General features: G+C 68.5%; 19 protein-coding genes and 3 pseudogenes. 12 read left to right on the top strand and 10 right to left on the bottom strand.

Going from position 1 to position 22,210, the window contains the following annotated elements:
* From LMU33_RS04785 to LMU33_RS04775, 3 genes and pseudogenes are all read right to left on the bottom strand, one after another.
* Window positions 1-872, bottom strand: a pseudogene (locus LMU33_RS04785) (hypothetical protein); the annotation flags it as partial.
* A gap of 655 nt (window positions 873-1,527) precedes the next feature.
* Window positions 1,528-2,601, bottom strand: a complete 1,074-nt coding sequence (locus LMU33_RS04780) for a carbohydrate kinase family protein (RefSeq protein ID WP_228617604.1) — start codon at window positions 2,599-2,601, stop codon at window positions 1,528-1,530.
* A complete protein-coding gene (locus LMU33_RS04775) occupies window positions 2,594-3,652 on the bottom strand; it encodes a LacI family DNA-binding transcriptional regulator (protein ID WP_228617602.1) in 1,059 nt (352 codons plus the stop codon). Before LMU33_RS04775 ends, LMU33_RS04780 begins: the two co-directional genes overlap by 8 nt.
* A 149-nt stretch (window positions 3,653-3,801) precedes the next feature.
* Here LMU33_RS04775 and LMU33_RS04770 point away from each other — a divergent pair, with 149 nt between their 5' ends.
* The 5 genes from LMU33_RS04770 to LMU33_RS04750 all read left to right on the top strand — a co-directional run bounded on the left by LMU33_RS04770 (window position 3,802) and on the right by LMU33_RS04750 (window position 9,590).
* Window positions 3,802-4,926: a substrate-binding domain-containing protein gene (locus LMU33_RS04770; RefSeq protein WP_228617601.1), complete on the top strand. Its 1,125-nt coding sequence runs from the start codon at window positions 3,802-3,804 to the stop codon at window positions 4,924-4,926.
* 106 nt (window positions 4,927-5,032) lie between these two features.
* A complete protein-coding gene (locus tag LMU33_RS04765; protein ID WP_228617599.1) occupies window positions 5,033-6,067 on the top strand; it encodes an ABC transporter permease in 1,035 nt (344 codons plus the stop codon).
* Window positions 6,064-6,846, top strand: a complete 783-nt coding sequence (locus LMU33_RS04760) for an ATP-binding cassette domain-containing protein (protein WP_228617597.1) — start codon at window positions 6,064-6,066, stop codon at window positions 6,844-6,846. Before LMU33_RS04765 ends, LMU33_RS04760 begins: the two co-directional genes overlap by 4 nt.
* Before the next feature lie 16 nt (window positions 6,847-6,862).
* Complete coding sequence (locus tag LMU33_RS04755; RefSeq protein WP_228617596.1) at window positions 6,863-7,876, top strand: aldose 1-epimerase; 1,014 nt, start codon at window positions 6,863-6,865, stop codon at window positions 7,874-7,876.
* A gap of 760 nt (window positions 7,877-8,636) precedes the next feature.
* Complete coding sequence (locus LMU33_RS04750; protein WP_228617594.1) at window positions 8,637-9,590, top strand: expansin EXLX1 family cellulose-binding protein; 954 nt, start codon at window positions 8,637-8,639, stop codon at window positions 9,588-9,590.
* Window positions 9,591-9,675: 85 nt separating this feature from the next.
* Here the strand turns inward: LMU33_RS04750 and LMU33_RS04745 are convergent.
* The 4 genes and pseudogenes from LMU33_RS04745 to LMU33_RS41330 all read right to left on the bottom strand — a co-directional run.
* Window positions 9,676-10,857: pseudogene (locus LMU33_RS04745) on the bottom strand (RICIN domain-containing protein); the annotation flags it as partial.
* Window positions 10,858-11,080: 223 nt separating this feature from the next.
* The gene (locus tag LMU33_RS04740; RefSeq protein ID WP_228617593.1) at window positions 11,081-11,581 is read right to left on the bottom strand and encodes a universal stress protein; all 501 of its coding nucleotides are present in this window, start codon (window positions 11,579-11,581) and stop codon (window positions 11,081-11,083) included.
* 5 nt (window positions 11,582-11,586) lie between these two features.
* Window positions 11,587-12,843 (bottom strand): SLC13 family permease, encoded by a 1,257-nt coding sequence (locus LMU33_RS04735; RefSeq protein WP_228617591.1) that lies wholly within the window; start codon window positions 12,841-12,843, stop codon window positions 11,587-11,589.
* Window positions 12,844-13,665: 822 nt separating this feature from the next.
* Entirely contained in the window at window positions 13,666-13,791 is a 126-nt protein-coding gene (locus tag LMU33_RS41330; protein ID WP_283844075.1) for a hypothetical protein, read from the bottom strand.
* Between the two features lie 260 nt (window positions 13,792-14,051).
* Between LMU33_RS41330 and LMU33_RS04730 the strand changes: the two genes are divergently transcribed.
* From LMU33_RS04730 to LMU33_RS41120, 5 genes and pseudogenes are all read left to right on the top strand, one after another.
* Window positions 14,052-14,468 (top strand): PPOX class F420-dependent oxidoreductase, encoded by a 417-nt coding sequence (locus LMU33_RS04730; protein ID WP_228617589.1) that lies wholly within the window; start codon window positions 14,052-14,054, stop codon window positions 14,466-14,468.
* An 87-nt stretch (window positions 14,469-14,555) separates the two neighbouring features.
* A complete protein-coding gene (locus tag LMU33_RS04725; protein WP_228617588.1) occupies window positions 14,556-14,840 on the top strand; it encodes a hypothetical protein in 285 nt (94 codons plus the stop codon).
* A 15-nt stretch (window positions 14,841-14,855) separates the two neighbouring features.
* Window positions 14,856-15,185, top strand: coding sequence for an OB-fold protein (locus tag LMU33_RS04720; protein WP_228617586.1), 330 nt, complete (start codon window positions 14,856-14,858; stop codon window positions 15,183-15,185).
* A 222-nt stretch (window positions 15,186-15,407) separates the two neighbouring features.
* Window positions 15,408-15,605 carry a helix-turn-helix domain-containing protein gene (locus LMU33_RS41605; RefSeq protein WP_308280750.1) on the top strand — a complete coding sequence of 66 codons (198 nt, stop codon included), beginning with the start codon at window positions 15,408-15,410 and terminating at the stop codon, window positions 15,603-15,605.
* A pseudogene (locus LMU33_RS41120) lies at window positions 15,596-16,123 on the top strand (transposase family protein). Before LMU33_RS41605 ends, LMU33_RS41120 begins: the two are co-directional and overlap by 10 nt.
* A gap of 51 nt (window positions 16,124-16,174) precedes the next feature.
* Here LMU33_RS41120 and LMU33_RS04710 read toward each other — a convergent pair.
* The 3 genes from LMU33_RS04710 to LMU33_RS04700 all read right to left on the bottom strand — a co-directional run bounded on the left by LMU33_RS04710 (window position 16,175) and on the right by LMU33_RS04700 (window position 19,834).
* Window positions 16,175-17,038 (bottom strand): oxidoreductase, encoded by an 864-nt coding sequence (locus tag LMU33_RS04710; protein WP_228617584.1) that lies wholly within the window; start codon window positions 17,036-17,038, stop codon window positions 16,175-16,177.
* Between the two features lie 311 nt (window positions 17,039-17,349).
* Window positions 17,350-18,462 (bottom strand): hypothetical protein, encoded by a 1,113-nt coding sequence (locus tag LMU33_RS04705; protein WP_228617582.1) that lies wholly within the window; start codon window positions 18,460-18,462, stop codon window positions 17,350-17,352.
* A gap of 13 nt (window positions 18,463-18,475) precedes the next feature.
* A complete protein-coding gene (locus LMU33_RS04700; protein WP_228617581.1) occupies window positions 18,476-19,834 on the bottom strand; it encodes an FAD-dependent oxidoreductase in 1,359 nt (452 codons plus the stop codon).
* Between the two features lie 563 nt (window positions 19,835-20,397).
* Here LMU33_RS04700 and LMU33_RS04695 point away from each other — a divergent pair.
* Together LMU33_RS04695 and LMU33_RS04690 are read left to right on the top strand one after the other, a co-directional pair.
* Window positions 20,398-20,778 carry a hypothetical protein gene (locus LMU33_RS04695; RefSeq protein WP_228617579.1) on the top strand — a complete coding sequence of 127 codons (381 nt, stop codon included), beginning with the start codon at window positions 20,398-20,400 and terminating at the stop codon, window positions 20,776-20,778.
* A 176-nt stretch (window positions 20,779-20,954) separates the two neighbouring features.
* On the top strand, window positions 20,955-22,193 hold the full coding sequence (locus LMU33_RS04690) for an IS110 family RNA-guided transposase (protein ID WP_228617577.1): 1,239 nt from the start codon (window positions 20,955-20,957) through the stop codon (window positions 22,191-22,193).
* Window positions 22,194-22,210: the final 17 nt, after the last annotated feature.

Genomic DNA, 22,210 nt, shown 5'->3' with positions numbered 1-22,210 from the left:
CCACCGCCACCGCTGTCACCGCCGCCATCGCCGCCGTCGCGGTCGTAGATGCCCCCGTGACCGAAGTGACCGGCGTCACTGCCGCCTTCACCGCCGAAGCCGCCGTCCCCACCGGCACCGCCGAAGCCGCCATGGCCACCGAGATCACCGAACCCACCATCGCCGAACCCACCGGCGCCCGGCCCCCCGTCACCGAAGCCACCGTCGGCACCGCCGCCGAGCCCGCCGAAGCCTCCCTCGGCTCCGCCGAACCCGCCGTCGCCCCCGGCGCCGAAGTCACCGAAGCCCCCTTCGGCACCCCCGCCGACCTGCCCACCGAGCCCGCCGAGGTCCGCGCCCGTACCCGCGGCCCCGTGCTCGTCGAAACCGCCGAAGCCGCCGAAGTCGCCGAACTGTCCCTGTCCACCAGCCGATTCGACAGGCGACCGGTCCAGCAGCGGGCCGCCGAGCAGGCTGTGGGAGCCGGTCGACGCCACGTCGACGCCGCCGACGCCCTCCTGACCCGCGGCGGGATCCGGCAGCTCCGACGAGTGGCCGGCGGAGGCCGAGCCCCCGGCGTCGTGGTCGCCGGAGACGTGGTCCGCGGGTACGGCGTGGTCGGTTGACACGGCGTGGTCGGCCGGGACGTCGTGGTGCGCCAGCGCATGCGCCGCGCTTCCGAAGAACAGGGACGACTTGGACAGCCGTGGGTCGAGAGCGGCCGGTCCCCCGTCGGTGCCGGACTCGACGCGGAGGGAGCGGAGTTCGGCGACCTGCGCGGGCGACAGGCCGAGTCTTCGCGCCACCTCGTCGGTGTCGCCGTCGAGTTCGGCGCGGAAGGCCGGGTCGACGGCCAGGCGGGTCAGGGCAGCACGATATGCGTCGTCGGTCATGGTTCGGTCTCCGTCGGTCTGCGGGCACTGATGCCGATCGCGGCGGAGCCGAGGATCCCCCCTGGTCGGCGGCACCTGCCATTTCCGGCCATCCCCGCCGATACCTGCAGGACACGTTATAGAGGCTTGGCATGGGCAACGCAAGAGCAGCGAGCAGGGCGGTTGACGGGTGTCGGGCGCCCGGCCACGGTCGCGTACTCACCGATCAGATACGGCCATCGACCCACCGGCATGTCGACGAAATGCGGAACAGCCGGAGCCTGCCCCTTGTCAGCCCTTCCTCCCCGGTGAATGCAGTCGACCTACTCCTCGATGACCCGCCGGCCGCCGAAGGTGTACTCGACAAGAGAGGGTCCGGAAGGGTTGACGTCCGCATGGGCGTCGCTGCTGCGCCCGAGGCTGCCACGGAGTGCGGAACCCTCGACAGGTCACCTGCTTCCGGTCTCGAAGCGGGCCGCTCGTACCCTGCGATCGCATGGGTGTTCGCGGCAGCCGCGTGCAGGAAGGGACGTTCGTCGCGACCCCTGATCCGCGCGACGAACGCACTGGACAGCGCCCACCACATACGCCTCTGACCTGCCCGTTCCTACGGTGTGGCGACACGCAAATCACCCCCTGCAATGCGCCGCCGGGAACCCCGCGCCGCGTGACCGTGTCAGCTCTTGACGGACCGCAACGGCTGCGGAGTTGGGCTGCCCGTGTCCACCAGGCCGGTGCCGTCGGGGAACGTCAGATCCGTCGCCTCCAGGGGCGCCTGGGCAGGCAGGTGGGGGCGGGATCGTACGGTGGGCGGGTCGGCGCCCAGGCGCTCGCAGGTCAGCGCAGAGACGAGGATCGCGTCGTCCACGGCGATCGCCAGTACGTCCGGGTCGGCCGTTCCCAGCGTCTGCGGGGTGGTCAGGCCGTGGCGGAGCAGCGCGCCGAGGAGCCCCGCGGTGAACGCGTCGCCGGCGCCGACGGTGTCCACCACCGCGACCTTCCGGCCGGGCCTGCTCAGGCCTCCCGCACGAGTGTGGAAGGCGTGAGCGCCGTCGGGGCCGTCGGTGATGACGACGAGGAGCGCGCCCAGCTCCAGCCAGTGGGCGGCGATCCGCTCGATCGACGTGTCCGGGTAGAGCCACTCGACGTCCTCACGGCTGGCCTTGACCAGGTGGGCGATGCCGACGCTGCGTTCCACGGCGTGCCTGCCGGGCTCCGGGTCGCCAAGCAGGGCAGGACGGACGTTGGGGTCGTAGCTGATCAGCGTCGTGCCGTCGGTGCGCAGGCGCTGGACGGCGGAGTGGATGTGCTCGGCGGCCGGCGGTGTCCAGGAGGCGACCGAGCCGAAGTGCAGTACGGCGGTGTCCTGCGGGGTTCGGGCGGTCTCCGCATCGGTCCACTGCCAGTCCGCGGTGCCGTCCAGGTAGAAGTCGTAGCTCGCCCGGCCCTCGGAGTCCATGGAGACCACGGCGAGCGTGGTGGGTTCGGCGGCCGCCGGGGCGTACGTCAGGTCGATGCCCTCGGCCTCGGCCTGGGTGCGGAGCATGCGGCCGAAGGTGTTGTCGGCCAGGCGTGCCATGAGTGCGGTGCGGTGTCCGAGCCGGGTCAGGCCGACGGCGACGTTGAACGGGCTGCCGCCGGGCCGGGCGCGGTAGTCCCCCGGCAGGTCGAGCTGGACCAGATCGATGAGGGCTTCGCCGATCACGGTCACGATCGGCGACGGCTTCGTCACATGCGTCGGCTCAGTCATGGCACGGCCCTTCGGCTGGGATCTCGCCGGAGCCCCGCTCGATCAGCCGGGTCGGCACGGTGACGGTGCGGGTGGGCGACTCGTCGCCGTCCAGCCTGCGGAAGAGCATCTCGGCGGCTGTCCTGCCCACCTGCTCGACGTCCTGGGCGATGACGGAGATGCCCGGGCTGAGGATGTCGGCCAGCGGGAAGTCATCGAAGCCCACCTGGGCGACGCTGTCCTGCAGGCCCATGGCGCGCAGCGCGCGGACGGCGCCGATGGTCACGAAGTTCTGGCTGGTGAACAGCGCCGTCGGCGGATCGGACAGCGCCAGGACCTGCTCGGTCGCGGCGATGGCCGCCTCCTCGCTGGACCCGACGTGGCGGACGATCTCGTCGTCGTACTCGATGTGCGCGACTTCCAGGGCGTGCCGGTAGCCGTCGAAGCGCTGGGCGGCGGTGGGGATGGACGCACGGTCGCCGAGGTAGGCGATGCGGCGGTGGCCTGCCTTCAGAAGATGGTTGACGGCGGTGATGGCGCCCTGCCGGTTCTCGGAGACGACGGCGTCCGCGTCGAGCAGCCCGGCCTCGCGGTCGACGAAGACCATGCAGGTGCCGGTGTGCTGCTCGTTGATCAGATAGCTCTGGTCGCGTCCCGCCGGGACGATCACCAGCCCGTCGACCCGGCGGTCGACGAGTGCCCGGGCCAACTCCCGTTCGCGCTCCGGGTCCTCGTCGAGGCTCCCGACCAGCACCAGCACGCCGCGTTCCCGGGCCACGTTCTCCACGGTGCGGGTCAGGACGGCGGAGAAGGGGTTGGCCGCGTCCTCGACGAGCATGCCGATGGTGGCGGTGCGGCCGTCGCCGCGGCGCAGGCTGCTGGCCGTGAGGTTGGGACGATAGCCCAGTTTGTCGGCGGCCTCGCGCACCCTGGCGACGATCGCCGGATCGACGGTGGGGACGCCGTTGAACACGCGCGAGACGGTCTTGATGGCCACTCCGGCCAGCGCCGCGACCTCACGCATGGTGGGGCGGCTGCGGGTGGACCGGGGCGCGGCCTCGCCCTGAGTCATCGTTGTCTCCAACCGGTTGTGCGTTACCTACTCGTTGCCCGCGCATGTCTATCAGCGTCTTGACGGGCTCGTCCATACAGGCCCAGTATCTCGCCCAGTCAACGTTGTCTCAGCGTCGGCCAAGGGACGGCTCCGAAAGGGATCAAGCCATGAACATCTCCACCAGCCAGGTGTCGAGCCGCCGCGGCCGGCGTACCCGGGCGGCAGCGATCGGCGTCACCGTCTGCCTCGGCGCCACGCTCGTGGCCTGCGGTTCTTCGAACGGGAGCTCCTCTTCGTCCGCGTCCGGCGGCGGCAAGGTGGGTGTCTCGCTGATCCTGAAGACGCTCACCAACCCGTACTTCGTGAGCATGGAGAAGGATGCCAAGACCCAGGCGGCCAAGGACAACGTGAGTCTCACGGTGGCGGCGGGCAACAGCGACGGCGACACCCAGACCCAGATCACCGCCATCGACAACGCCATATCGCGCGGCGACAAGGGCATCCTCATCACCACCAACGGCGACGCCGTGAACGCCGCCCTGAACCGCGCCAAGCAGGCCGGCCTCTTCGTGATCGCCCTGGACACCGCGCCCAACCCGCCCAGCGTCGCGGACATCACCTACGCCACCGACAACGAGCAGGCGGGCAAGCTCGACGGCCAGTACGCCGCGGCCGCCCTGAACGGCAAGCCGGCGGTCATCGCCATGCTCGACCTGTTCAACAACCAGGTCGTCTCCGTGGACATCAACCGCGACCACGGCTTCCTGGAGGGCATGGGCATCGACCCGGGCAGCAAGACGGAGAACGGCAAGGAAGCCAAGTCCGGCAAGTACACCGGCGGCAAGGGCGGCAGCTACACCATCGCCTGCCACCAGCCGACCCAGGGCGCCATCGACGGTGGCCGCACCGCGATGGAGAACTGCCTGTCCGCCAACCCGAACATCAACGTCGTCTACGCGATCAACGAGCCCGCGGGCGAGGGCGCGTTCAACGCGCTGAAGGCAGCCGGCAAGGAGAAGAACGTCGCGATCTACGCGATCGACGGCAGCTGCGCCGGCCTGAAGAACGTCACCAGTGGCGAGTTCGCCGCCGACGCCGTGCAGTACCCGGGCAAGATGGCGGCCCTCGGCGTCGACTCGATCGCCAAGCTGGCCCGCGGCGGCAGCAAGCCCAGCGTCACCAACGGCAAGTCGTTCTACGACACCGGCACCGCGCTGGCGGCCGGGAAGTCCCTGGGCGGCTTGACCGTGCAGTCCCCGTCGCAGGCCGCCTCCGCCTGCTGGGGCAGCTGACACCCCGCGCCGGGTGCGACGCCGGAAGCCGTCACGGCTCCGGCGTCGCACCCGCACCACACGAGCCCATGAGCCCGTACCAGGGAAGAAACCGGAAGGACCCCCTGTGACCACTCACGTGGACCCTCAAGCCACATCGGCACCGGCGGAGGAGTTCCTCAACCGGCCCGCCACCCTCAGCCAGCGCATCCACTCGGTGCTGCACCGTCAGCCGGCGCTCAGCCCGGCCATCGTGCTGGTGCTCGCCGCCGTCGTGTTCTCCCTGGTGAACGAACGCTTCTACGCGTTGCAGAACCTCTCGCTGGTCGCCCAGCAGGTCGCCGTCATCGGCTCGCTCGCCGTCGGGCAGACGGTCATCATCCTCACCGCCGGCATCGACCTGTCCATCGGCGCGGTCATGGTGCTCGCCTCGCTGCTGATGTCGAAGCTCGTCGCGGACAACCACTGGCCCGGCGTGCTGGCCCTGTTCGCCGGCGCGGCGGTCGCCGTCGCCGCACAGGCCGTCAACGGGCTGCTGGTCACCAAGATCAAGCTGCCGCCGTTCATCGTCACCCTCGGCACCCTCAGCATCTTCACCGCGATCACCCTCGTCTACGCCAAGGGCCAGACCATCGCCCTGCAGCCGGGCAACATCCTCATGTGGACCGCCAACACGGTCTCCCTCGGGCAGCTGAACCTGACCAACGGCGTCCTGATCATGATCGCCCTGTACACGGTGATCGGCTACGCCCTGCGCTACACCGCCTGGGGCCGGCACCTGTACGCCGTGGGCGACGACATCGAGGCCGCCCGCCTGGCCGGCATCTCCGTCAACCGGGTGCTGCTGAGCGCCTACATGGTCGGCGGTTTCGCCATCGCCGTGGGCGCCTGGATCCTGGTCGGTCGCGTCGGCGGCGGCGACCCCAACAGTGGCCTCAACGCCAACCTGCAGTCCATCACGGCGGTCGTCATCGGCGGCACCAGCCTGTTCGGCGGACGCGGCGTGGTGATCGGCTCGCTGATCGGCGCGCTGATCGTCCAGGTCTTCGTCAACGGCCTCGCGCTGGCCGGCATCGACCCGAACTACCAAGTCCTCGCAGTCGGCGTCCTGGTGATCGCGGCTGTCTCCGTCGACCAGTGGATCCGGAGTGTGAAGTCGTGACGCGTGCCACCGCCCCCGTTCTCGAGGCCAAGGGCCTGGTCAAGGTCTTCGGCCGGGTCGTCGGACTGAACGACGTCAACCTCACCCTGTACCCCGGCGAGGTCCTCGCCGTCATCGGCGACAACGGCGCCGGCAAGTCCACCCTGATCAAGTGCCTGTCCGGGGCCCTCGTGCCCGACCAGGGCAGCATCCTCGTCGACGGCAAGGAGGTGAACTTCAAGCGGCCCCAGGACGCCCGCGACGCCGGCATCGAGACGGTCTACCAGACCCTCGCCGTGGCCCCCGCCCTGGACATCGCCAGCAACCTCTTCCTCGCCCGCGAGATCCGCCGCAAGGGCATCCTCGGCTCGGTCTTCCGCATGCTGGACACCGGCGAGATGAAGAAGCAGGCCGCCGACCACATGAAGCGGCTCGGCATCGGCACCCTGCAGAACATCGGCCAAGCCGTGGAGACGCTCTCCGGCGGCCAGCGCCAGTCCGTGGCCGTCGCCCGCTCAGCAGCCTTCGGCGGCCGTGTCGTGATCCTCGACGAGCCGACGGCCGCTCTCGGCGTCCGCGAGACCGGCCAGGTCCTCAAACTCGTCCGCGACCTGCGCGACCAGGGCCTCGGCATCATCCTCATCAGCCACAACATGCCGAACGTCTTCGAGGTCGCCGACCGCATCCACATCCAGCGACTCGGCGGCTGCGCGGGGGTCATCACCCCGCAGTCGCACTCCATGGAGGACGCGGTGGCCATCATGACGGGCGCGAAGAAGCTCGCCCCCGAAGCGAGCTGAAGGGAACACCGGGGGAATGACCGCCGAGTACCGGATCGCCGAGGACCGTCTCGGCGGCGAACCCACCCTTGCCGTCTCCGCACCGGACGATTCGGCACGCGTCGTCCTCGCCCTGCGCGGAGCGACCCTGCTGAGCTGGCAAGTCAGGCACGGAGCGGCAGGCCCGCTGAAGGAGCTGACGGACGGCTACCGCGACGAAAAGGAACTCCTCTCCCAGGACGGCGTACGAGCCGGCCTGCTAGCCCCCTTCCCCAACCGCGTCGCCGACGGCCGCTACCACTACGACGGCCACGACCACGACCTCCTGCCCGGCCACCACGAGGACCGCACGATCTACCACGGCTTCGCACGCGAGGCACCGTTCGAGCTCGTCCACACCACCGCGACGGCCGACTCCGCCCGCCTGCTGCTCCGTACCACGAGCGTCAGACCGGAACGGCACCCTGGCTATCCGTTCGCCCTCGACCTCGAAGTCGAATTCACCGTCACGGCGCGGGAGCTGAGCATCGAGATCCGCGCGGCGAACGTGGGCGACACCACCGCCCCCTACGCGGCCGGCTGGCACCCGTACTTCACCCTGTCACGCCCCATCGACGACCTGGCCCTGCACATCCCCGCGCATACCTTGATCCGCACTGACGCATCCCTCATCCCGCTGCCCGGCGAGGATGCCCTGCTCCCCCTGGACGACTGCCCCGACATGGACTTCCGGGCACCGAAACGACTCGGTGACGCGGTCATCGACGCCTGCTACGCGGACCTGACCCCTGGCGCCGACGGCCGGATCGAGACAGTACTCACCGATCCGGCGACCGGCGAGGAACTGCGGGTGTGGCAGTACGGCGGCTACATGCACGTCTTCACCGGAGACACGCTGGCACGCGACCGGCGCGCCTCCATCGCACTCGAACCCGTCGAGACGATGACCAACGCCTTCAACCGCCCCGAACACCTCGCTGCACTCGACCTGGAACCCGGTCGGCGCCGCGAGTTCAGCTTCGGGGTCGGGTACGCGGCTTCGGGATCGTGACGTGCGATGACGGCATGACCCTCGCGTACGGTGCCCGGCCAGTGCGGGGCCGGGCCGCAGACGGGCGGAGTTCGCAGCGGCGGGACTTCGGCAGTCATGGAGGTCTCGGTGCCCCGACGCCGGCGTGAGGTCTACGGGGAAGACGAGTCGGACTTCGAGCGGCTCGGTCGACAGACGGACGGCTCGCTGGAACCAGTGCCCCACTTGTCGTCGCCGACGGTGTAGGAGTACACGTCAGGCTGACTTGAAAAGCCGTCAACTCGGTCTCTCACTCCGGCCCGGCCCCATCAAGCCCCGGCGCCCGCAGGGCATCGGCTGACCGGAGAGGCTTCCTGGCCGACCTGCGCAAGCAGGGCGGCTGCCGGGCATGGCTGCGTATTTCCCTCGGCACGGACTGGGGCCGATCGGACTCAGGAGTCGGCCGTCTGCATCGGGGTGTCGACGAGGCTTGCGGCGAGCCACTGCGAGATGCGCTCGTCCGCCTGGCTCTGGCCGCAGAACAGCTCAAACAGCCAGTCGGTGCTGCACGCGGCGCGCCCGGATGTTGTGTGCCCGTCAGCCCCGCCCCATGAGCCGCACCGGCGGTCGGCGTCAGGCCGACGACGGCCATGACGGCGGCTCGAGCGGCGACTCCGGATGTCGTCAACGCCACGCATGAAAGTCCGTGCAGGTGCAGACCCCGCAACCTGGGCGGCAACCTTTTCGCTGCCGGCGGCCACTGGACAGTGCACCATCGATTCGATCTTCCGAACGGACGGACATGACGACACCGAGGCAGGCCGCGCGGCAGCGCCGGCGCAGACAGAGGATCATGCTGGGCACCACGGTGGGGCTGGCCGCCGCGGGCGTCCTCGCCTACCTGGTCATGGGGCTGCTTCCCGACCGCAAGGTGGATGCGACACCCGCCGCGGCCACACCCGCCGCCACCGGTCAGGTGAGAACCGGCACCACGACCGACAAGGACAACCCGACCGCGTCGGCGACCCCCGAGGGGACCGGCACCTCGACACCGACGGCCGGTGCGAGCACCGCGGCGGCACGACCGTCGGCCGAAACCACCCCTCGGCCCCCGCGGACGGCGTCCACCGCGTCACCGTCGGCGGGACGAATCCGGCCCGGCACCACGTACCGAGGGGTCGCCACCGCCTACGAGGCCGGCGACGGAAACGGCGCCTGTCTGTTCGGCCCGAGCAGCGACCTCATGATCGCCGCGATGAACACCACCGACTACGAGACGTCCCGGGCGTGCGGCGCGTACGTGCGCGTCCACGCGGCCAACGGCGCCTCCATCACGGTCCGGATCACCAACGAATGCCCGGCTCCCTGCGCGCCTGGTCAACTCGACCTCAGCCGACAGGCGTTCGCCAAGCTCGCCCCGCTCGAAGCCGGTCGGATACCGATCACCTGGAGCCTGCTGAGCCCCAGCACGTCCGGCACGATCTCCATCCGGTACAAGACCGGCTCCAGCCCCTACTGGTGCGGCATCCAGGCGATCGGCCACCGCAATCCGGTCGCGCGGCTGGAGGTCCGCACCGCCAACGGCTGGCGGCAACTGCCCCGTACCGACTACAACTACTTCGTTTCCGCCGACGGCCGCGGATGCGGCAGCACAATCCGGCTCACGGACATTTATGGAGAGCAGCTGACCATCAGCGGGATCGCGCTACGGCCGAACGTGGTGCAGCCGACCCAGGTCCAGTTCAGCCGACACTGATCCGGCCACCCACGTCCGATCCGTCGTCCCGGCGCAGCGGATCGCCATGGCACCGCCGCAGCCGCTTGCCATGCCGGACCTGCGATCAGAGCGACGTGAAGGTCCACAGCAGGTTGGTGCTGCTTCCGTACGTCCACTGCTTGGTGACGGAACCCGAGTCGACATTGCCGCCGCCGTCGAGGACCAGGCCGGTGGTGCGGTTGGCGATCGAATAGCGGCCGTCGCCCCGGTGGGCGATCGTCCACTGCTGGTTGGTGCCCCCGTTCCAGGCGGCCTGTCTGGCTGCGGAGCCGTTGGCCGTGGCGCCCCAGCCGTCGGCGACCATGCCGTTCGTGCGGTTGACCAGCTTGTAGTAGCCGTCTCCGACCGCCACCGCCTGCCACAGCAGGTTGGAACTGCCGTTCCAGGTCCATTGCTTGAGGTCGGAGCCCGAGGCGACGTTGCCGCCACTGTCCAGGACGAGGCCGCCGGTGATGTTGGTGAGCCGGAAGTAGGTGGCCGGGTCGAACTGGACCTTCAGCGAGGTGATCTGGTCGTTGTTGCCGGTGACCCGCAGGTCGGGGTTTTCGTCGGTGAAGGTCCAGGAGGTGCCGGTGAAGTCGTCTCCGGCGTAGCCGATCACCTGGTACCCGGGGGCCGGCCGAAGGGAGGAGAGCGTGCGCGCGCCCAGTCCGGCCACGGTCATGTCGGCCGCGGTGTACTCACCGACATCGAACACGCCGGCATTGCCGCTGTAGTTGACGTCCGTGAAGGCGGCGGCGCCGGCGAGCGGTCGCAGGCCCGGGATCGTTCCGGAGAAGGCGAGTTTCAGGACGTAGGCGTTGGCGCTGTACGGCGCCGAGGACGGCAGGTTGACCGTGAGGCCGGAGGGGTTCTGGACCGGCGTGGGCAGGTCGATGTAGGTACCGGCGGTGGTGCCGAGGAGTTTCACCGAGGTCAGCGACGACAGGTTGATCCGGTCCGAGCTGAGGGTCTTGATCGTCAGCGAGCTGCCGGGCCAGCCCAGGGCGGTGGCGTACAGGACGTTGCCGGCCTTGTTCCGAGTGAAGCGGATGTCCTGCGCGGTGCCGGCATGCGGGGTGGTGAACGAGCCGCCGCCCATCTTCGTCGGGCCCTCGCCGTACGCCGTCCAGGCGCCGGTCGCGTACACCGACTCGCCGAAGCGCTTCAGGTGGTCGCCGATACCGAGCAGGATGTCCTTCTGCGCCTGGGGGATGGTGCCGTCGGCCATCGGCGCGATGTTCAGCAGCATGTTGCCGTTCTTGCTGGGGACCTGCCGGTGGACGCCCTACAGGTATGTCGACGGGGCGTCGGCTCGCTGTCGGCGCCCGCCGGCGCCGCGAGCGGGAAGAGCCGGGCTCAGCTGCCGGGATCCCCGCCACCGAGGTCTGCTGGACCTCGACTGCTCGCATCGCACCAAGAATTCGGTCTGCTTCACCGTCGCCCATGCTCCCGGCCCCGAACGACGGTCCGATGCCGGGTGCCTGCCGCTATCGGTGGTGCGGCGGGTGGGGCGGCGGGGGCGGGATGGTGTCGATGCCGGGTGCGGGCTCGGGCCACACCAGCAGGACGGGGCACGGGGCGTGGTCGACGATGAAACGGCCGGCATGTCCGAGGCTGCGCGGCCCGAGATGGGTCCGGTCACCGTCGCGGGTGAGGATGAGCAGGTCGGCACCCTCGGCAGCGGCGACGACCTCCCGCTCGACGCGGCCGGTCCGCTCGACGAGGGTGCACGGGCGGCCCAGACGCTGCGCGGCCTCGGCCAGGAATGTCTCGGCGGAGGCAGCGGCGAGGTGCTCCACCTGCGTGCCGGGGTCGCGTTCGCCATGGCCGCGGCCGAGCAGACCGGCGAAGGCGCCGTGCGCCGCGCCCGGGACGTCGGCCGGGGTGACGTGGAGCAGCACGATGTCGGCGTCGTCGGGCGCGTGGGCGCGGGCGGCGTCGATGCCGGCGGGCCAGGTGCCCTCGGTGATCCAGGCGATGACTTTCATGACGGTCAGCCTCCGATGAGGGTGAGCGGGGTCCACAGTGCCACCACCGACAGCCCCAGGGCGGCAGGCACGGTGAAGACACCGAGCCGGGTGAACTCACCGAGTTCGACGTTGCTGTCGTGTTCGTGCACGATGCGCCGCCACAGCAGCGTGGCCAGGGAACCGGCGTAGGTGAGGTTCGGGCCGATGTTCACCCCCAGCAGGACTGCCAGGACCGCGCCCGGCCCGGACGGGGCGGTCAGCGGCAGCAGCACCAGCACGGCGGGCAGGTTGTTGATGACGTTGGCCAGCACCGCGGCCAGGGCCGCGATACCGAACAGCGCCACCAGTCCCGTACCGCCCGGGATCAGGTGTCCCAGCGCCGCCGCCAGCCCGTTGTCGACGACCGCGCGGACCACCAGTCCCAGGGCGAGGACGAAGGCGAGGAACGGCACCGCGGCGGCCCGCACGATGGCGGTGGGCGTGGTACGGCGCTGGGCCAGAGCCCGCCCGGCGAGCACGAGGGCGCCGGCGAAGGCCGCCCACGCGGGATTGACGTCCACCACGGACGTGAGGACGAACCCGGCCAGCGTGCAGGCCACTGTGACCAGGGCGAACACCGGCAGTTCGCGCTCCCCGGCGGCGCGTGGGGCCTGAGCCCCTGCGTCCAGGTCGGTGGCGAAGAACAGGCGGAAGACCACGTACTCGGTGGCGATGGCCACCAGCCAGGGCAGGGCCATCAGGGCGGCGAAGCGCGTGAAGCTCAGCCCGCTGGCGGCGAACGCGAGCAGGTTGGTGAGGTTGGAGACAGGCAGCAGCAGCGACGCGGTGTTCGACAGGTGGGTGCAGGCGTAGACGTGCGGTTTCGGCCGGGCGCCGAGCCGGGCGGCGGTGGCGAACACCACCGGCGTCAGCAGCACGATCGTGGCGTCCAGACTGAGCACCGCGGTGATCACCGATGCGGCGGCGAACACCTGCCACAGCAGGCGGCGCGGGCGCCCAGCCGCACTACGGGCCATCCACGCCCCGCACGCGTGGAACAGCCCCTCGTCGTCACACAGCTGGGCGAGGACCAGGACGGCCGCAAGGAACCCGATCACCGGCCCCAGTCGTTCCGCCTCCTCTCGGGCGTGCCCCAGCGAGAGCGCCCCGGTGGCGATCACCACGCCCGCAGCCGGGACGGCGACCACCGCCTCCGGCCACCCGAACGGGCGAATGACGGCGCACGCCAGCACCGCGAACAGCAGAACGACGGAGACGGCCTCCGCCACGGATGAGTTCACCACTTGATCTTCCCCTGCCCGCGACCGCCCGCGCGACCTGGCGAGGGCGGGCCCGCCTGCCGGGCAGCGACCGGACCGGCGCCAGTGCGAATCGCTGCTGTCGCAGCGTCATGGAGCAGTGCGTGACGACGTCGCGCGGTGATTGCGACAGCCGAACAACTGCGAGGCCGCACCTGTCCCCCGGCCAGGGCCGCCCCTCCGACGCGATCTCCGTCAAGATCCGGACCGGTCCCGGGCCAAGTACTACAGCCTCGGATCTTCGTGGTGTGATCGGTTGTCGTCGGGTGGTGGTCGCCAGGGGCGTAGGCGGGGATCGGCGGTAGGCGCTCGTTTCCCTTGTCTGTCCGGCTTTCCCTGCTCTCGATCTTCCAGCGCGCCCCGGCCCGGCGCACGGCCTCCGGCAGGGCGGCGTCGCGTCGGTGGTTATGAGGAAGTAGGCGTACTCGAAATAGCTGCGTACGCCTGCGAGTTCCGGCGCCGTCGAGGGCGGTTTCGGGGACCCTCCGTGGCCCTGGCACTGAAAGTGATCCAGAACCAGCCCTCCGGGACAGCAGTAACCCGTGAGGGATCCCACAAGCGCATCGATCGGTTGGCGCGCGGACGGCTGGGGAGTTGCCGTCGGCCGGTAGAACGACCGGTCTTCCTCCCTTGTGAGGAAGGGCCTACATCGGCCTTCCCGGCTGGGCTGCCTCCAGACGGGGATCTGCCGGTAGGTCGCCGGTGTACGTCGACGAGAGATCGAAAGGTTCCGTGAAACCAATCCGCGCCCCGGCCCAGCCGGGGCACCGCACAGAGCCGCTGCCTCATGCGGCTTCGACGGGATCAGCCTCCCGACCGGATCAGCCGGACCGCGTCCAGCAGGGTCTTGTGGGCGGCAGTCGAGTCGTCCAGGTAGCCGGCTGCCATCGCGCCGTCGTACAGCATCAGCAGCGCACCGGCGGCCGACACCGGGTCGGCGTGGCCGAGCCGGGTGAGCAGGTCCTGGAAGAGGTTGCGGATCCAGTTCCGGTGGCGTCTCCGGCTTCACCCACCGCACCCGGGCCCAGCTGCTCACCGAGAGCAGCAGCACGCCCATCCTCAACCAGATCGAGCTGCATCCGCACTTCTCTCAGGACGAGAGCACGACCGCTGCCGCCGAAGTGACGTCGCAGTACGCCTCCCAAGAGGCCGACGACCTCGAACGCAATAGCAAGGAGCAGAAACGCATCATGGACGCCACGCTGCTGGAGCGGCTCGGCGCCGGCAAGTACATGCTGGTCACCAGCTACCGCAAGAACGGCACCCCGGTCGCCACCCCGGTGTGGGTGGTGCGCGACGGTGACACGCTGGGCGTGCGGACCCCGGCCGACTCCTGGAAGGTCAAGCGGATCCGGGCCCGCGGCGACATCCTCGTCGGCCCCTGCGACCTGCGCGGCCACCCGACGGGCGACCAGGTCCCGGCCACCGCCGAGATCGTCGACGAGGCGACCGGCGCCCGCTACCGCTCCCTCATCGCCCGCAAGTACGGCATCCTCGGCCGCCTCATGATCCTCGACAGCCGACTCCGGGGAGGGGACGGCACTCTGGGCATCCGTGTGCGGCTCGCCTCGTGGCGGGTGACGTACCCTCAGCTCTCCGCCCGGTAAGGCTCGCCGAGGAACTGGAAGATCGGGTACCGCACTTCAGCGACGTACCGCTGGAACTCGCCGGCGCAGACGCGCTTCTCGTAGTCGATGTCCACGAGCGACGCTGCGTGCCGGCAGGGCGGAGATCTCGTCGAGGGCGAGCCCGTTGAGGTCGACTCAAAAGTGGCTGTGGCGAATCGTCCTGCTGTGGCGTTGATGTTGCGTGAGGGTGACCGCGGCGAGTTGGAGCGGTTGCCCCGCTCCCCGATGAACCTCGTCGTAAGCTGGTTCTCCATCGCCGAACGACAAGCCATCCACCGCGGCACCTACCCTTCGGTCAAAGACCTCAACGCCAAGCTCCGCACCTACACCAGCAGGATCACGCGACACTAGAGAAGGCGGCAACCAATGAAAATTCGAGACCTCCACAACGAATTCACGGCGGACCGCGCCGCCGCCGAGCGTGCCTACTATGGGAAATTCCTCACTCTCGAGGGAATCTCAATCCGAACGGGCGAGAGCCAATACGGTACGCCGGTGGTGGATGTGTCAGATGTCCCCGGAGGCCCCCACCTCGGCATCTTCGTGTTTCCGTTTGACCACCGAATTAAGGAATCGTTCCGGCTTGTGCGAAGCGTCCCCCTGGGCATCACCGTCACCGTCAAGGGAGAATGCCGGGTCTTCAGCGAGGACGGAACAGTGCTGGTCATCAAGCAGTGCGAACTCCTCACCCCATGAGTCCCTGCGGGCCATTTCCCAGAGCGGCAAACGACCGGCACACGTCAGTCAATCCAAGCTTGATCTTTAGCCTGCGCGGCATGCACTGAACCTCTTTCACCCTGTGCCTCAGGCGTGAAGTGGGCTGGTCAGGGGGCGACATGGCGAAACCCCTCGTCGTTGGTGTGGTGATCTCACTCAACACGCCATCGGCCGGGGGCTTCGTTGGTTCCGTGTCCTTCCGTGCTCGACGTGCCCTTCGAGCTGGTCGAGCACGTCTCGTGGCGCGTCTACACCCGAAGGCGTGAACTTCGATCGCCATGGCGCAAGTTGGGCTGCTTCGAGCAGGCCCTGCTGGCCCTGGCACACCTGCGGAAGAACGAGACGCTGGCGCAGGTCGGCGCGGGGTTCGGGGTCTTTGAGACCACCGCGTGGCGGTAGGTGCACGAGACAGTCGAGGTCCTGGCCTCATAGGCACCGGACTGCACGAGGCCCTGGCGGGGCTGGGCGAAGACGACTTCGTCACCATAGACGGCACGCTGATCCCCACCGACCGCATCAGGGCGGACGAGCCCCGCTACTCCCAGAAACACCGGAAACACGGCATGAACGTTCAGGTCATTGCACGTCCCGACGGCACACCGCTGTGGTTCTCCCGGCGACGCCGGGACGGACCCACGCCCTGACCGCGGCCCGCCCACGGCATCGTCCAGGCCTGCCTCTCGCGCCAGATCCTGGTCCTGGCCGACCGGGCCCACCAAGGAGCCGGCGCCACCATCCGCACCCCCTCCTACGGCCACCGCCCGAGCACTACCAGCCGCTACAACCGCGACCACGCACGTCTTCGGGCGCCCTGCGAACGTGCCTGCGCTCGCCTCAAATCCTGGCGACTGCTGCGACAAGCACGCTGCTCGACCAACCGCATCGGCCGGACCGCGGCAGCCGTTACACCCTCTTGACCTGCCAACGCTCAGGATGAAAGAGGTTCAGTAAGGGAAGGGCCCACAGGGTCACTGCCCGATGGTGTTGAGTTCGGCGATCGCCTCGTCGGGCAGTTGCAGGTCAGCCGCGGCGATGTTCTCCCGCAGGTGAGCGACGGAGGAGGTTCCGGGGATGAGCACCGTGGACGGCGAGCGCTGCAGCAGCCAGGCGAGCGCCACCTGCTGCTCGGAGGCGCCGAGGCGGCGGGCGACGTCGCGCAGGGTCCGTGACCGCAGTGGGTGGAATCCGCCGCCGAGGGGGAAAAACGCGCCGTAGGCGATGTTCTCCTCGGCGCACCGATCGACGAGGTCGTCGTCGGCGCGGTCGACCAGGTTGTACCGGTTCTGCACGGTGACCACGGGGGCGATGGCCTGGGCCTGGGTGAGCTGGGCGTCGGTGACCCCGCTGAGGCCGAGGTGACGGATCAGGCCCTGCTCACGCAGGCCGGCCAAGGCGCCGAACGGCTCGGCGATGGAGGACCCGTCACCGTCGAATGCGGCCGTGCGCAGGTTGACCACGTCCAGGGTCTCGAGGCCTAGGTGCCGGAGATTCTCGTGGACCTGGGCCTTGAGGTCGGCGGGGTCCAGGGAGGTGATCCAGCCGCCGTTGGCGCTGCGGCGGACGCCGACCTTGGTGACGATGTGCAGACCGGCGGGGTAGGGGTGCAGGGCCTCCCTGATCAGCTCATTGACGACACTCGGCCCGTAGAAGTCGCTGGTGTCGATGTGGGTGATGCCGAGCTCGACCGCTGCGCGCAGCACGGCGATCGCCTGAGTGCGATCCTTGGGCGGTCCGAAGACACCGGGACCGGTCAGCTGCATTGCGCCGTAGCCCATCCGAGTGATGCTCAGGTCGTCGGCGAGGGTTAGCGTCTGCAGGGCGGGGACACTCATCGGAAGGCCTCTCGGGTCTGTTCGCGGCATCGTTGCGGATCGCTCGGCGCGTCCATCGGGTAAGTTTCCACATTTGCGGCGGAGGCAGGGACGCGGTCGGGTGGCCAGGGGCGAGAGCCCCTGGCCACCCGACCGGTAGAAGACGAGCGGGCCTTGATTGTTCGTGAACTCTTCGAGTTTTTCACAAATAATCAAGTTATTTACTCTGAGGTCGAGCCCCAGACCCCTCGTTCCTGCACGTCACCGACGCATTCACGACCGCGCCCGAACCTCCTGAAGCAGCATGCAGATACTAGCGGCACACCGGCGGTTCATGCGACGGACGCTGCCGGATTGTCTCCGATAGCCGCCTTGGCGATGTCATCCTGCGGGGAAGTTCGACGGACCGTCGCAAAGTTGAACGCCTTGTCGCGAATGGTGATCGTCCACGAGAGTCCAGACCTCTCGCCCACGGTAAGTCCCAACACGATGAGCGGCATATGCCACTCGTACTTCACGAGCGTGCCTCGGTCCGCATGGGCGTCCGAGCCGTCGTGCGCCGATACATTGCCGTAGTTGTTGACGGCAAAGACGTCGGGCGTGGCAATCATCTTGCCGATTCGGGCCTGGCCGGCTTCAATGAAGTCTTCTCGCCGCTCGACGCCGGACAGTGCGTCTATCTGCCGTTGCTCCTCCGCACGATAGTAGTCACGGATCTGGATTCCCGTGCTTTGCGCGATTACGCTTCGCGGCACCGTCAGAAACCGAAGCGTGTTGCCAAGGGGCAGCTTCGGCGAGTAAAGACTGTTCTTGAGGACGAACATGTTTGCACTGTCGCGCTCAAGGAAATCCACCCTCATTTTTTCCAAGAAGGGGCCGATCTTGACCGGCGGGGCAGAGCCTTCGGCGAACATGACGGGGAGTTCTTTGCTCGCACCGGAGGGCGAAGTCTCAGCGGGCGGCACGAAGTCTGCCAGCTCATCAGCCCGGATCCCCAGCTCTTTCAGGCCTTGGGCGATCTGGAAGCCGTCCTGCCGGGTCTTCAGAGTCTTCATCAGCGCCTGGTGGAATCGGAAAACCTTGTATCCGTCTTGCAGCGGAAACGGAATACACGTAAAGATTCCCTGCAGGTGCGGGTCGGAGCGATAGGTGACGGAGGCGAGCAGAAAGCTGTCGTAGTAGCTTTCGTACTTTTCCGCGAGGATTCCCTGGAAAGACGAGAGGGGGAAATCCTCAGGAGTGTCGAAGGTCAGCTCCACCAAGTGGCACTTGGAGAAGAGCGGATTCCCCCGGAAGAAGTGCGTCATGGCCTCCTCGAACTCGGTGAGATCGAAGGCCCGGTCAACCTTGTACGTTGAGAGCGCCGGAAAGAACTGTGACGCATCTATGAACGGGAAGGTGGTCAGGGAGAGCCGAATGATTTTGTCGGCGATGGAGACGGGCATGTGGGTACCTCCATTAACTGGTGTGTGCCGGGACGCGCCGCCGGCGATTTCCCGCCAAAACGCGCCACATGATGCCCGGGGTGCACAATGTTGTCGGCGGTTCAAGCAAGTACTGGACTTTCAGGAACTTCTCGGTCACGACCATGTCCGTTTCGGCTGCGGCGAGCACCTTGTCCATGTAGGAGTTGATGAGCCGCACGGGAAGTGGCCTCGGGCCTTCGATCTGAGGCAGGGCCAGGTCACTGCCGGTGGCCATCTTCCAGGCGACGCCGATGGGCTTGGCGGCCTTGCGGAAGAATCGTTGCGCGACCTGATCCAGGTCACCCCTCAGCGAGTCACGCAGCGCCATCGCCTGGAGCGAGGCCACCGTCATCCCCTGGGCGTAGATGGGGTTGAAGCTGGATATCGCATCGCCCACCACCAGCAGCCTGCGCGGGAACCGGGTCAGCTTCTCGTAGCGACGGCGCACGCTCGCCGGGAACCGGTGCGCGGAAATCTCGCTGAGCGGCTCGGCGTCGCGGATCGCCGCGAAGACGTGTTCGGGAACCAACGGCCTGGCGAACTCCACCCACTCGGCCGGGTCGGTCGGCGGGTGGTGGTCGCGGTAACCGATCAGCGTCAGGACCCAGCGGCCGTCCTCTTCCTCCAGGAATTCCGCGCCCTTGGGGCTCCCCGGTGCGTGCCCGATGATCACGACCTTCTCACGGCCCATCGAACCAGGGGCCGGCCGCAGATACCGGCTGGTGTACATGATGTCGACGTCGATACGCTCCTCCTGCGGCGGCTCGTATCCCATCTCGACCAGCCACTTGGTGGTCCGTCCGGACCGGCCGGTTGCGTCCACCACCAGATCGGCGGGGATCACGTCCTCGGAGCCGCTGCCCACGTACCTGACACTCACACCGGTGACAGCGCCGTTGTCCGAGGTGGTCTCGAGGCCGGTGACCTGGCACTCGTCGATGAGCTTGATCTTCGCAAGCTCCCCGATCCGGGCGCGGAGCCGACTCTCCAGATGCGGCCGGCTCGGCTGGTAGGTGCGGGACAGATCGGCGTACTCGCCGTCCATGCACAACAAGTGCCCGCCCAAGCTCATCCGCAGCTCGGCAGGTCCGTCGATGACGGGCGCGCCACCGGCAACGAAGTCGTCGAGTATCCCGGGGAACAGCTCCTCGAAGATCTTCGCGCCCTTGGAGAGCAGGCCATGAGCGTGGCGGCCCTGCGGCACACCTCGCCGCTGAGTCCTCTGCCCGTCCGGCAGCTGGTCACGCTCTATCACCGTTACCCGGTCGAATGCCTCGGAGAGCACCCGGGCGGCAAGCAGACCCGAGATACTCGCTCCCAGCACCACCGCATGTTCACCGATACGCTTCACTGGAATTCCTTCTGGTCGGGCAAGTGTCTTGTGTGGGGTATGTCATGCAATACATGGGTGATCGCGGCCGATGGTCGGGCGATAGTTTCCCGAATCCTTGGATATGGGAATCATCGAGGTGTGCGGTGCGCATCGCGAACATAAGTGCCCCATAGCTTTGGCCACCGCACGTGGCGCAGTATTGGCCTGTTCGTTCCATCGAGCGCGGCTCGCGTGGCCGAAATTCACGTCGGATGCGAGGTTCCAGCGCGCGTCGGCGACCAGGCCGGCGGCACGTGTCCGGGCACCGGCGCCGGGCCGGAGCTCCGGGCTGCCGGTAGTAGTCGCGGGCGTCCCTCGCACAGGGACAGGAGTGCAGGCCGGCCTGCAGGCGGGCCAACTCCCGAACGGTCGACTGGCCGTCGCTCTGGGCCCCGATCGGTGGACCGGGGCCCAGAGCTCGTAACACGATCATGCCGTCCCCTTGTTGATCCTTCGCCAGCAGGTGAGGGCGCATGCGAGCGGGACGAGTGAGCCGTGGAGGTCGAGGGTCGTTCCCGGCGGGTGGCGAGGCGCTTGAACCGGTGGAGCGCGGCGAAGGTCCGCTCGAGGACGTAGCGGAGCTTGCCCAGGCCGCGGATGTCGGGCTCGCCTCGACGGGAGATGACAGGCGGGATCCGACGCCGGGTCAGCTCGCGTCGGACGTGCCGACTGTCGTCACCCTTGTCACCGGGAAGGGACTCGGGCCGCTTGCGTGGCCGACCGGGTCGGCCGGCCGCGGACGGGACGCCGTCGACCAGGGCGAGGGCCTGGGTGATGGCGGGGGCGTTGCCGCCGGTCTTGATCACTTTCAGCGGCGTGCCGCCGCCGTCGCGGATCAGGTGGTGTTCACTGCCCGGCTTGCCGCGATCGACCGGCGACGGGCCAGCCCCGGCACCCCCGTTACCTTCTCCGTGGCCCTGTAATGGGGTTCCCGGTCTCCGGGTCCGGTATGACTTGCTCCCCCTGTCGGTCATGGTCGAAAAGGTGGTGTCGCCGGTCTCGGAGGCATTGGCAGACCGCTGATCAGGGGCATGACCGCTCGTATCCGTCCTGGGTGGAGCAGGCCTTCGTAACGTGGATGCCGGCACGCTGATGCCGCATGTGGGACCGGGAAGCGTCTGCTGGGGAGGGGTGTGTGAACGACACGGACGAGATCGATGTGTACCTCGGTCTGGACGTCGGCAAGGGCGAACATCACGGCACCGCGCTGACTCCATCGGGAAAGAAAGTGTTCGACAAGCAGCTGCCCAACAACGAGCCGCGGCTGCGAGAGGTGTTCGAGAAACTGCAGGCCAAGCATGGGACGGTACTGGTCGTGGTGGACCAGCCAGCCTCGATCGGCGCCCTGCCGCTGAGCGTCGCGCGTGACGTCGGTTGCCGGGTCGCCTATCTTCCAGGTCTCACGATGCGGCGGATCGCCGACCTCTACCCCGGGGAGTCGAAGACCGATGCCCGCGATGCGGCGATCATCGCCGATGCTGCCCGGACCATGCCGCACACCCTGCGGGACCTGGCGGCGGACGACGAGACCGTCGCCGAGCTGACCATGCTCGTGGGCTTCGACGACGACCTGGCCGGCGAGGTGACCCGCATCAAGAACCGTCTGCGCGGGCTCCTGACCCAGATCCATCCCTCTCTCGAGCGGGTCCTGGGACCGCGCCTGGACCATCCGGCTGTCCTGTTCCTCCTCGAACGCCATGGCTCACCAGCACAGTTACGGAAGGCTGGCCGGCGACGGCTGACCTCGCTGCTGCGGCCCAGAGCACCGCGCATGGCCGAACGGCTCGTCGCAGACATCTTCGATGCACTCGATGAGCAGACCGTCGTCGTTCCGGGCACCGACGCTGCTGCACTGATCGTCCCCAGCCTCGCCGCCTCGCTCGCCTCCGTGCTCGACCAGCGCAAACTCCTCGCGGCCAGGATCGAGGAACTGCTGGAGGCGCACCCTCTTTCCCCGGTCCTGACCTCCATGCCCGGCATCGGGGTCAGGACCGCAGCCCGCATCCTCATCGACGTCGGAGACGGCAGCGGCTTCGCCACCGCAGGCCACCTGGCCGCCTACGCCGGCTTGGCACCCGCCACCCGCAGATCCGGCTCCTCCATCCGCGGCGAACACCCCTCCCAGCGAGGCAACAAGCAGCTCAAGAGAGCCTTTTACCTCGCCGCGTTCGCCTCCCTGTCACAGCCTGACTCACGCGCCTACTACGACAAGAAACGACGCGAGGGAAAGCACCACGTCGCAGCCCTCGTCTGCCTCGCCCGACGCCGCATCGACGTCCTGTTCGCCATGCTCCGAGACGGCACGTTCTACCAGCCGCCCACCCCGGCCTCCGCTTGACGAAAACCATAGGGGCA

The organism is Streptomyces barringtoniae, from assembly GCF_020819595.1.
Classification (GTDB): Bacteria; Actinomycetota; Actinomycetes; order Streptomycetales; family Streptomycetaceae; genus Streptomyces; species Streptomyces barringtoniae.
Note: the sequence above shows the minus strand (reverse complement) of the source record. Positions and strands in the feature narration are given on the sequence as shown.

Bases quoted from the DNA above. Each gene is read 5' to 3' on its own strand.
- LMU33_RS04740 (WP_228617593.1), bottom strand. From the start codon at position 11,581: ATGAAAGTCATCGCCTGGATCACCGAGGGCACCTGGCCCGCCGGCATC.
- LMU33_RS04770 (WP_228617601.1), top strand. From the start codon at position 3,802: ATGAACATCTCCACCAGCCAGGTGTCGAGCCGCCGCGGCCGGCGTACC.
- LMU33_RS04725 (WP_228617588.1), top strand. From the start codon at position 14,556: ATGTCCACGAGCGACGCTGCGTGCCGGCAGGGCGGAGATCTCGTCGAG.
- LMU33_RS04690 (WP_228617577.1), top strand. From the start codon at position 20,955: ATGTGGGACCGGGAAGCGTCTGCTGGGGAGGGGTGTGTGAACGACACG.
- LMU33_RS04705 (WP_228617582.1), bottom strand. From the start codon at position 18,462: ATGCCCGTCTCCATCGCCGACAAAATCATTCGGCTCTCCCTGACCACC.
- LMU33_RS04720 (WP_228617586.1), top strand. From the start codon at position 14,856: ATGAAAATTCGAGACCTCCACAACGAATTCACGGCGGACCGCGCCGCC.
- LMU33_RS04755 (WP_228617596.1), top strand. From the start codon at position 6,863: ATGACCGCCGAGTACCGGATCGCCGAGGACCGTCTCGGCGGCGAACCC.
- LMU33_RS04775 (WP_228617602.1), bottom strand. From the start codon at position 3,652: ATGACTCAGGGCGAGGCCGCGCCCCGGTCCACCCGCAGCCGCCCCACC.
- LMU33_RS04710 (WP_228617584.1), bottom strand. From the start codon at position 17,038: ATGAGTGTCCCCGCCCTGCAGACGCTAACCCTCGCCGACGACCTGAGC.
- LMU33_RS04780 (WP_228617604.1), bottom strand. From the start codon at position 2,601: ATGACTGAGCCGACGCATGTGACGAAGCCGTCGCCGATCGTGACCGTG.
- LMU33_RS04750 (WP_228617594.1), top strand. From the start codon at position 8,637: ATGACGACACCGAGGCAGGCCGCGCGGCAGCGCCGGCGCAGACAGAGG.
- LMU33_RS04730 (WP_228617589.1), top strand. From the start codon at position 14,052: ATGGACGCCACGCTGCTGGAGCGGCTCGGCGCCGGCAAGTACATGCTG.